This is a genomic window from Nocardioides sp., assembly GCF_036274455.1.
GTDB lineage: Bacteria > Actinomycetota > Actinomycetes > Propionibacteriales > Nocardioidaceae > Nocardioides.
Genome location: NZ_DASUFR010000029.1, coordinates 26,903 through 35,728 on the forward strand (window position 1 = coordinate 26,903; position 8,826 = coordinate 35,728).

The 8,826-nt window shown below is 71.5% G+C and carries 8 protein-coding genes; 5 read left to right on the plus strand and 3 right to left on the minus strand.

Features of this window, described 5'->3' with window-relative positions; genetic code table 11:
• Positions 1-8 precede the first annotated feature (8 nt).
• The 4 genes from VFV89_RS02975 to VFV89_RS02990 all read left to right on the plus strand — a co-directional run bounded on the left by VFV89_RS02975 (position 9) and on the right by VFV89_RS02990 (position 4,524).
• Entirely contained in the window at positions 9-659 is a 651-nt protein-coding gene (locus tag VFV89_RS02975; RefSeq protein ID WP_329704411.1) for a maleylpyruvate isomerase N-terminal domain-containing protein, read from the plus strand.
• Positions 660-721: 62 nt separating this feature from the next.
• Positions 722-1,372 (plus strand): TrmH family RNA methyltransferase, encoded by a 651-nt coding sequence (locus VFV89_RS02980; RefSeq protein WP_329704419.1) that lies wholly within the window; start codon positions 722-724, stop codon positions 1,370-1,372.
• A 23-nt stretch (positions 1,373-1,395) separates the two neighbouring features.
• Positions 1,396-2,427 (plus strand): class II fructose-bisphosphate aldolase, encoded by a 1,032-nt coding sequence (gene fbaA / locus VFV89_RS02985; protein ID WP_329704412.1) that lies wholly within the window; start codon positions 1,396-1,398, stop codon positions 2,425-2,427.
• Positions 2,428-2,655: 228 nt separating this feature from the next.
• Positions 2,656-4,524, plus strand: a complete 1,869-nt coding sequence (locus tag VFV89_RS02990) for a choice-of-anchor A family protein (RefSeq protein ID WP_329704413.1) — start codon at positions 2,656-2,658, stop codon at positions 4,522-4,524.
• On the opposite strand, the gene VFV89_RS02995 is transcribed toward VFV89_RS02990, so the two are convergent.
• Positions 4,469-5,995, minus strand: coding sequence for a DHA2 family efflux MFS transporter permease subunit (locus VFV89_RS02995; RefSeq protein ID WP_329704414.1), 1,527 nt, complete (start codon positions 5,993-5,995; stop codon positions 4,469-4,471). The two genes, VFV89_RS02990 and VFV89_RS02995, sit on opposite strands and share 56 nt — an antisense overlap.
• A 36-nt stretch (positions 5,996-6,031) precedes the next feature.
• Here VFV89_RS02995 and VFV89_RS03000 point away from each other — a divergent pair, with 36 nt between their 5' ends.
• The gene (locus VFV89_RS03000) at positions 6,032-6,463 is read left to right on the plus strand and encodes a DUF3151 domain-containing protein (protein ID WP_329704415.1); all 432 of its coding nucleotides are present in this window, start codon (positions 6,032-6,034) and stop codon (positions 6,461-6,463) included.
• Positions 6,464-6,579: 116 nt separating this feature from the next.
• Here VFV89_RS03000 and VFV89_RS03005 read toward each other — a convergent pair whose 3' ends face one another.
• Both VFV89_RS03005 and lysS read right to left on the minus strand, forming a co-directional pair.
• On the minus strand, positions 6,580-7,581 hold the full coding sequence (locus tag VFV89_RS03005) for a type IV toxin-antitoxin system AbiEi family antitoxin domain-containing protein (RefSeq protein ID WP_329704416.1): 1,002 nt from the start codon (positions 7,579-7,581) through the stop codon (positions 6,580-6,582).
• A 189-nt stretch (positions 7,582-7,770) separates the two neighbouring features.
• Positions 7,771-8,826 (minus strand): lysine--tRNA ligase (lysS, locus tag VFV89_RS03010; protein ID WP_329704417.1); only part of this gene is annotated, 1,056 nt, incomplete at its 5' end.

The following is an 8,826-nucleotide window of genomic DNA, read 5'->3' on the forward strand; positions in this document are numbered from 1 at the left end:
CTGACGCGGTGCCACTGCCGCTCGCCGACGGGTTCGAAACCTCTGCACGGCTGGCCTGCGGGCTCGCCACCCGACCGGAGGTGACCGCGCGCTGGACCGACGAGAGCGCGTGTGCCGGGATGAGCATCGGCGGGCTGGCCAACCACCTCGTCGCGCAGGTCGATCTCGCCGTGGGGCTGCTGAGCGCCCCTCCCTCGGAGCTGGCCCCGATCCCCGTCGCCGAGCACTACCGACGGGCGGCGTGGGCGCACAGTGCGCTCGACGAGGAGGCCAACACCACCATCCGTGAGAGCGCCGACGCCGAGGCGGGCTCGGGCAGCGATGCCCTCGCGGCGCGCGCCGCCGCCGGCCTGGAGGCGCTGCCGGATGCGCTGGCCGCGGCGGACGGCCGCGAGCCGGACTCCGTGCTCCTCCCGTGGCAGGGCTGGGCGCTGACCGCTCACGACCTCACCGTCACCCGGCTGATGGAGATGATGGTCCACGCCGACGACCTCGCCGCGAGCACCGGCGTGGAGACCCCGCAGTTCCCCGGCGACGTCGTGGCCGCGGTGCTCGCGCTCCTCGCCGTGGTCGCCGCCGATCGCCACGGCCAGACCGCGCTGGTCCGGGCCCTGGCCCGGCCACAGCGGGCGCCCGGCCAGGTGTCCGCCTTCGGCTGATGGCTGTCGACGGGGCCGGTCGCGACGAGGGCGGCGCCGGCGAGCGGGCGCCGTACGACCCGATGCCGCACGGACCCGCCGAGGTCGGGGTCGGCCCCTGGGAGGGCGCCTGGCCGACGGGGGAGCAGTACGACGAGCAGCTGCTCGCCGAGGGCGACCGGCGCAACGTCGTGGACCGCTACCGCTACTGGACGATGGAGGCGATCGTCGCCGACCTCGACACCCGCCGCCACGACTTCCACGTCGCGATCGAGAACTGGCAGCACGACTTCAACATCGGGACGATCGTGCGCTCTGCGAACGCGTTCCTCGCGCGGGAGGTGCACATCGTCGGCAACCGCCGCTGGAACCGCCGGGGTGCGATGGTCACCGACCGCTACCAGCACGTCGTCCACCACGGGAGCGTGCCGGAGCTGGCGGCCCACCTCCACGAGCAGCCGGGCGGTCCGGTGCCTCTCTGGGGCATCGACAACCTGCCCGGGTCGCTCCACCTCGAGACCACCGCAGTGCCGCGCCGGGTGTGTTTCCTGTTCGGCCAGGAGGGCCCCGGCCTCTCCGACGCCGCCCGTGCGGCGTGCGACGCGACGTTCTCGATCGCGCAGTTCGGCTCGACCCGGTCGATCAACGCCTCTGCCGCCGCGGCGATCGCGATGCACGCCTGGGTGCGCACCCATGCCGATCTCTCGGACGACGGACCGGCCTGGCGGGGGTAGCGGTTGCTACTAGGGTTTCTGCCATGCCGATCGCGACCCACGAGAAGTACGCCGAGATGCTCGACGCGGCCCAGAAGGGCAACTACGCCTTCCCCGCCATCAACGTCTCGTCGTCCCAGACCCTGAACGCCGCGCTCCAGGGGTTCGCGGACGCGGGCTCGGACGGGATCGTCCAGGTCTCCACCGGCGGCGCGGAGTACCTCTCCGGTCCCAACGTGAAGAACATGGTGACCGGCTCGGTGGCGCTCGCGGCGTACGCGCACGAGGTGGCCAAGAACTACCCGGTCAACATCGCGCTGCACACCGACCACTGCCCCAAGGACAGGCTCGACGGCTTCGTGCGCCCCCTGCTGGCCATCTCGGTGGAGCGCGTCGCCCGCGGTGAGGAGCCGCTCTTCCAGTCGCACATGTGGGACGGCTCCGCGGTGCCGCTGGAGGAGAACCTCGAGATCGCCAAGGAGCTGCTGGCCACCTGCCGGAAGGCCAACGTGGTCCTCGAGATCGAGGTCGGCGTCGTGGGCGGCGAGGAGGACGGGGTCGAGGGCAAGATCGACGAGAAGCTCTACACCACGCCCGAAGACGCCCTGGCCACCGTCGCCGCCCTCGGCACCGGTGAGAACGGCCGCTACCTGACCGCGCTGACCTTCGGCAACGTGCACGGCGTCTACAAGCCGGGCAACGTCAAGCTGCGCCCGGAGATCCTCAAGAACGCCCAGGAGGCGGTGATCGAGAAGCTCGGGCTGCCCGAGGGGTCACGCCCGATGGACCTGGTCTTCCACGGCGGCTCCGGGTCGACCGCCGAGGAGATCAGCGCCGCGGTCGACTACGGCGTGGTCAAGATGAACGTCGACACCGACACCCAGTACGCCTTCACCCGCCCGGTCGCGGGCCACATGTTCAGCCACTACGACGGCGTGCTGAAGGTCGACGGCGAGGTCGGGGACAAGAAGACCTACGACCCGCGGGCCTGGGGACGGGCCGCCGAGGCCGGCATGGCGGCGCGGGTCGTGGAGGCCTGTCGGCACCTCCGTTCGGCGGGCCACTCAGTCGGCTGAACCCACTTCCACACAGATACCCCCAGGGGTGTCATGATTGAGGGGTGAACCCACCCCGCCGAAGTTCTTCCGACGAGTTCGGCCGTTCTCCTGCGGGGTCCCCCGGTGGGGTGTAAGGATCGTCGGGTGGCGACCCCATGCCGTCACACCTTCTCGGGGGCCGCTGTCGCATGCCTGCTGGCTGCGTCGGCGTGGCTCGGAGGGGTGCCAGCGGCAAACGCAGGAAGTGTGGCGACGAGCGCAGCGCTCGCCGCCCCTGACGCCTGCCCACCGAGCTGGCCCGCCCTGCACGCCGGACCGCCCTCCGGCTCCTTCGACGGCAACGTCTCGGTCCTGGCGGGCGGCAGCCTGCTGGTGAGCGGCGGCGCGGCCGGCGCCGAGGGGACCGTCGTCGCGCTCGGAGACGCCACGTTCGCGCGCGACGAGCCGGGCTCCTACGAGGTCGGGGCCACGGCGCTCGGGTCGCAGGTCACGCCGTACGCCGACAGCGACATGCTCGTCGTCGGAGGCAACCTGACCGGCGCCGCCGGGACCCACGTCGACGTCGGCCAGTCCCTCGGCGGTGACGTCGTGGTCGGCGGGTCGGTCGCTCCCGGCACCGACATCGACCCCCACGGCGGCCGGGTCGACACCGGGGTGGCCGGCGCCACGACGCCCTACCTCGACCTCGCCGGCCAGCTGGCCGGCAAGTCCTCGACGTACGCCGCGATGGCCCCGACCGGCCAGGTCGAGGTCAAGGACGACCAGCTCCTCCTGACCGGTGACGGCGTCTCCACCACCCAGGTCTTCACGCTCGACGCGAGCGCCCTCGGTGGCACCCCGGAGGCGGGCCGCGTCGACCTTCCGAGCACCACCGGGCAGGTCGACAGCCAGTGGCAGGGCAACACCACCGGTGGCGGCCGGCACGGGAGCCGCGGCCACCAGGCGAACCACGCGAGCCACGCGGACCACGCGAGCCAGGCCAACAAGGACGGCGAGGAGCAGGCCGGCCGGTCGCTGCAGCTGGTCGGCGTGCCCGACGGCGCGACGGTGATCGTGAACATCACCGGCTCCGACGTCGCGCTCGACATCGACTCGCTCCTCGCCGCCGACGGCTCGACCATCGACCCACTGAACGACCCCGCCTTCGGCGGGCTCGCCACCCACATGCTCTGGAACCTGCCGGCCGCCAACACCGTGAACGTCACCGGCGCCGCCCAGCTGCCGGGGTCGCTGCTCGTCCCCACTGCGTCCAGCACCACCACGATCTCCAACCAGGGCACCAACGGCCGGGTCCTGGTCGGAGGCAGCCTGGTGCACACCGGAGCGGGCGAGATGCACGCCTACCCGTTCCTGGCCGACGACCAGCTCACGTGCGCCGGCGACCCGGTGCACGTGACCTCGCTGACGTTGGACGTCGAGCTGGTGGACCCGGACCACGTCGTGGACCCGGACCGCGTCTTCGAGGGCCTCTACGACTGCACCCTGCTCGGCGTGAACGTCACCCCCGCCGACAACACGTGGCGGATGCGCGCGGGGTCGGGCCCGAAGACGATCTCGGACCAGATCCCGTCGGGCGCGACGTGCACCGTGTCGGAGCGGCTCGACCGCGCGCCGGCGCCGTTCCGCTCGTGGGCCGACACCTCCATCGCCCCCGACGTCGTCGTGGTGGCCAAGCGCGAGCTGCGCGGGTTCGTGGTCACCAACAAGGTCAAGGCGCTGCCGCCGGCCCCGACGGGGTCACCGACCCTGCAGCCGGCGCAGCAGCCGAGCTCCTCACCCACCGAGACCGAGACCGTCCCGCCACCACCGCCGCCGCCGACCGCCACCGAATCGTCGTCACCGACCCCGGCGTCGCTCCCCGAGCCGACCAACCGGCCCACCGATGCGCCGTCGCCCACGACGTTGCCGACCCAGACCCCGGCGGCCACACCGACCGCGACGGCGGGGACCGAGGCGCCCCACGCCGACGCTCCGAAGCCCAGCGGTCCGGCCGGTCCGCTGACGACCACCGCGCCGTTCACGCTGCGCGGGGCGTTCGTCTGGGGGCCGCTCCTGATGCTCAGCCTGCTGACGCTGGTGCTCCGGATCCGGCGCCGGCCGACTCGGATGCACTGACGTTCCCGCCGTAGCCCTCGTGCCGCGGCCGCTCGAAGAACACCGACGCCACCAACCCCGCGAGCACCACGACGGCGGGGAGCAGCATCGCCTCCGACATCGCCGTGCTGAACGGCGCGAGGACCTGCTGCGGGAGCCCACCCGTCGTGCCGCCCTCGCTCGGTGAGAAGTGCAGCCCGGCGGCCGCCAGCCGTGCGTCCATGAACACCGCGATGGCGGCCGAGCCGAGCACCGCGCCGACCTGGCGGGTGGCGTTGTAGACGCCCGCCCCGGCGCCGGCCTGGTGGAGCGGGAGGTTGCGGGTGGCGGTGGCCGAGTTGGGCGCCCAGATCAGCGCGTTGGCGATGCCGAAGAAGAGCATCGGCGCGATCACCGCCGTGGTCGAGGAGTCGGGCGTCATCTCGTGGGAGAGCCAGACCATCGACACGAACAGCAGCGCGAAGCCGGCGGAGACCAGCAGCCGGGGGTGGACCCGGTCGGTGAGCAGCCCGACCGGCCGGGCCAGCACGATCGACATGATCGCCATCGGCACCAGGAGCAGCGCGGCCCTGGTCGGGCTGAGGTCGCGCACCAGCTGGGCGTAGAGCATGAACGGGAACAGCACCGCGGTGATCGTGAACCCCATCGCGGTGATCGCGACGTTGGCCAGGGAGAAGTTGCGGTCGCGGAAGATGCCGAGCGGGACCAGCGGCTCCCGGCGGTTGAAGTGCTGCCAGACGACGAAGGCGGCCAGGACGGCGACGCCGCCGATGATCATCAGCCAGATCCAGGCGGCCCAGTCCTTCTGCTGGCCCTCCTGGAGGCCGAAGACGAGCAGGAACATGCCGATGCCGCTGAGGGCCACGCCGATCCAGTCGAAGCTGTGGGTGTGGGTCTCGAGCCTGGGCACCAGGCGCAGGGCCAGGACGACGCCGACCGCGCCCACGGGCACGTTGACGAAGAAGATCCACTCCCAGCCGGCCCCGTCGACGAGGAGGCCGCCGACGATCGGACCGACCAGCGACGCCACCCCGGCGGTCGCGCCCCACAGCGCCATCGCGAGCCCGCGGCGGGCCTGCGGGAAGATCCGGGTGATGATCGCCATCGTCTGCGGCGTGATCATCGAGGCGCCCAGCCCCTGCACCACCCGTGCGGCGATCAGCCACTCGATCGACGAGGTCAGGCCGCACCAGAGGCTGGCGAGGGTGAAGACGGTCAGGCCGGCGATGTAGAGGTTCTTGGGGCCGTAGCGGTCACCGAGCCTGCCGGTGATGAGGACCGGGACGGCGTAGGCCAGGAGGTAGGCGCTGGTCACCCAGACCACGTCGTTCACGCTCGCGCCGAGGTCGTCGATGATCGCCGGCGTCGCGACGCTCACGATCGTGGTGTCGACCAGGATCATGAAGAAGCCGAGGCAGAGCGCGAACAGCGCCGGCCACGGGTCCTTCTCCTCGGTGAGGATCGCCGCGGCGGGCGGAGAGGGCTGGGTCATGACCTCAGCCAACACCGGGCCGGGGACAATGCTTCCGTGACCCCCGACCTGCACCAGGACCTGATCGCCGGCCCTCCGCCCACCCACCTCCCGCCGGACCCGGCACAGGCGTCGCTGGACGCGGGGACCGCTCCGCACGAGGCGGTGCGCCGGCACCCCTCCTCACCGGCCGCGTGGGCGGCACTGGCCGCCGCCGAGGTCGCCCGGGACGGCGACTCGGTGAACGTCTACGCCTACGCACGGGTCGGCTACCACCGCTCGCTGGACCTCCTGCGCCGCAACGGCTGGAAGGGCCACGGCCCGGTCCCGTGGGAGCACGAGTCCAACCGCGGCTTCCTCACCTGCCTGGGGCTGCTGGCCAAGGCCGCCCGGTCGATCGGGGAGCTGGACGAGTACGAGCGGTGCCGGGAGTTCCTGCGCGACTCGAGCCCCACGGCGTACGACGTGCTGCTCGCCGGCGAGGAGTAGGGCCGGCCGGCCCGGGACCGCTTGTAACTCCGTGTTCGTGTCACTACGTCGGTGTTCTGACACTGGTCCAGTCACACGAACACGGAGTTACAAGTGAGGTTGCGGCGGGCAGGAGGTCAGGCACCCGCGCGGCCGCGGATCTCACGGGCTTCGCGCACGAGTCGCTCCGGCAGCCGGGTGCCGAAGCGGGCGACGGTCTCTTCGTAGTCACTGCGGAGCCGGCGCAGGGCTTCGCCCCGACGAGGCGCCCAGAAGTCCTCCCAGAAGATGCGCGAGGTGCCGAGGCCGACCTGGTGGATGTCCCGCTCGCGGCGCTTCTCCGCCCACAGCACCTCGAACGGCGGCTCCTTGGCCAGCCCGCCCTCGGTGACCGGGATGTACTTACCCTTGCCGTCGACCTCGAAGCCGTGGCAGCCCAGCACGATGTCGAGCCAGGCGACGGTGCCATCCGCGCGGCGCACCGGGAACTGCGTCTCCATGTGCGCCGCGATCGCCAGCTCTTCGACCAGGATGATCCCCAAGGTCTCGGCCACGCTGCCGACGCCCGGTCGCGCGAACGCGACGGCGGCACGCGTGCGAGTGACGTGCGGCCAGTTGCGCATCGGTTCGCACGCGGCCTCGAGCTCCGCGCGGGTCACTCCCAGACGCATCGCGGAGTTGCACGCAACCTCGCCGTACGGCGATCCGTGCTCCCGGGCGATGTCGACCGCAGTCCGAGCGAGGTCGTGGACACGGAGCCCGTGCCTCTCCACGACCTGCTCGGGCGAGTACGGCGCGAGATGGTGCTTCACGCCGTACTCGGTCCAGGCCTTCGTCCACCCCGGGCGGGTGATGTGGACGTGGGGTTCTGGAGGGAGCAGCAGGTCGAGCTCGTGCTCGTGTCCGGCGGAGTCGTGGCTGACGACCCAGCTGCGCCGCATCGTCATCAAAGCCGCACGGGTGCGCAGCTGGTGTTGGCCGCGGTACGGGTCGAGTGAACGCCACAGCTCCCCGTCGGCATAGACGCCGCGGCGGACGATGACGAGCACGCCCGTCCGGATCAGGTGGCGGATCGTGGTCGGCGACAAGCCGGCGTCCAGCGCTTGGTTGCGGGTCAGCAGCCCTCGTTGGGATGCCATGAGGATCCGTGCTTGGTGCATGCAGGACAACTGCCCGCGTCCTGCCCTCGTCAGCCCACCAACTTCGAAGGCTGTGGACAAGCGACCGGCGGCAGCCAAGGCGGCATGTAACTCCGTGTTCGTGTCACTAGGTCGGTGTCAGAACACTGGTCCAGTGACACGAACACGGAGTTACATGCGCGAGCGAGCTCAGGCCGGCGGCGTCAGCAGCTCCCGCACCCGGTCAGGTCCCAGTGCCAGGAACAGCGTCGGCAACCGCGGGCCGCGGTCGGCGTCGACGAGCAGGTTGTAGAGCAGCTTGAAGAACGACTTCTGGTCGGCCTTGACCTCGTCGGTCGGCGGGTCGTCGATGCCGAGGCCGCGGGCGAGCTTGGGTACGCCGTAGACCAGCGCGGTCGTGCTGTCCAGGTCGAGTGATGCCGGGAGCCGGTCGAGCAGCTGGGTGAGCCAGAGCTGTTCGTCCTCGGACAGCGACGAGAGGCGAGCGAGGTCGGGGGTGGAGCGGACGGTGGTGCGGTCCGACGGGGGCACGAAGTCGCGGATCCAGTTCGCGGCGCGGGAGAGCCGCGGCTCGAGGTCCTCGACCGATGCGCCGATGATCCGGCTGATCTGCGCGGGGTCCCCGTTGGTGATGTCGGCGACCGACGACAGCTGCCGGAACGGCTCCACCACCCGGGGCCTGGGCAGCGGGCCCATCGAGGTCGACGAGGCCCGTTCGTAGGCCAGCACCTGGGCGTCGCGACGTGAGGGGTCCTGCGCCTTGCGGCCCAAGGCGTCCCACTCGTCGTAGAGCCGCACCACCTCGGGGCCGAAGTCGATGTTGAACGCCTGTCGCGGGTTGCGTCGCACGTAGAGCCACCGCAGGATCGGCGCCTCCAGCACTCGTAGCGCGTCCTCGGCGGTGGGCGCGCCGCCCGCGGACGACGACATCTTCTGGACGCCCGCGAACCCGACGAAGCCGTAGCCGAACCACGCCGGCCTCGGCATGCCGAAGATGTCCTCGACGAGCGAGTGGCCGACCGTGAACGACGACCCCGGGGTCGCGTGGTCCATGCCCGCCGGCTCGAAGTCGACGTGCTCGACGGCCCAGCGCATCGGCCAGTCGACCTTCCAGACCAGCTTCCCCTCGAAGTCCGTCGCCAGGTTGGTGCTGCCGGAGTAGCCGTTGTACTGGCAGGTGTAGGTGAGCTCGTGCGTCTCGTCGTCGTACGACGTGAGGGTGACCGTGTCGCGGCCGCAGTCGCG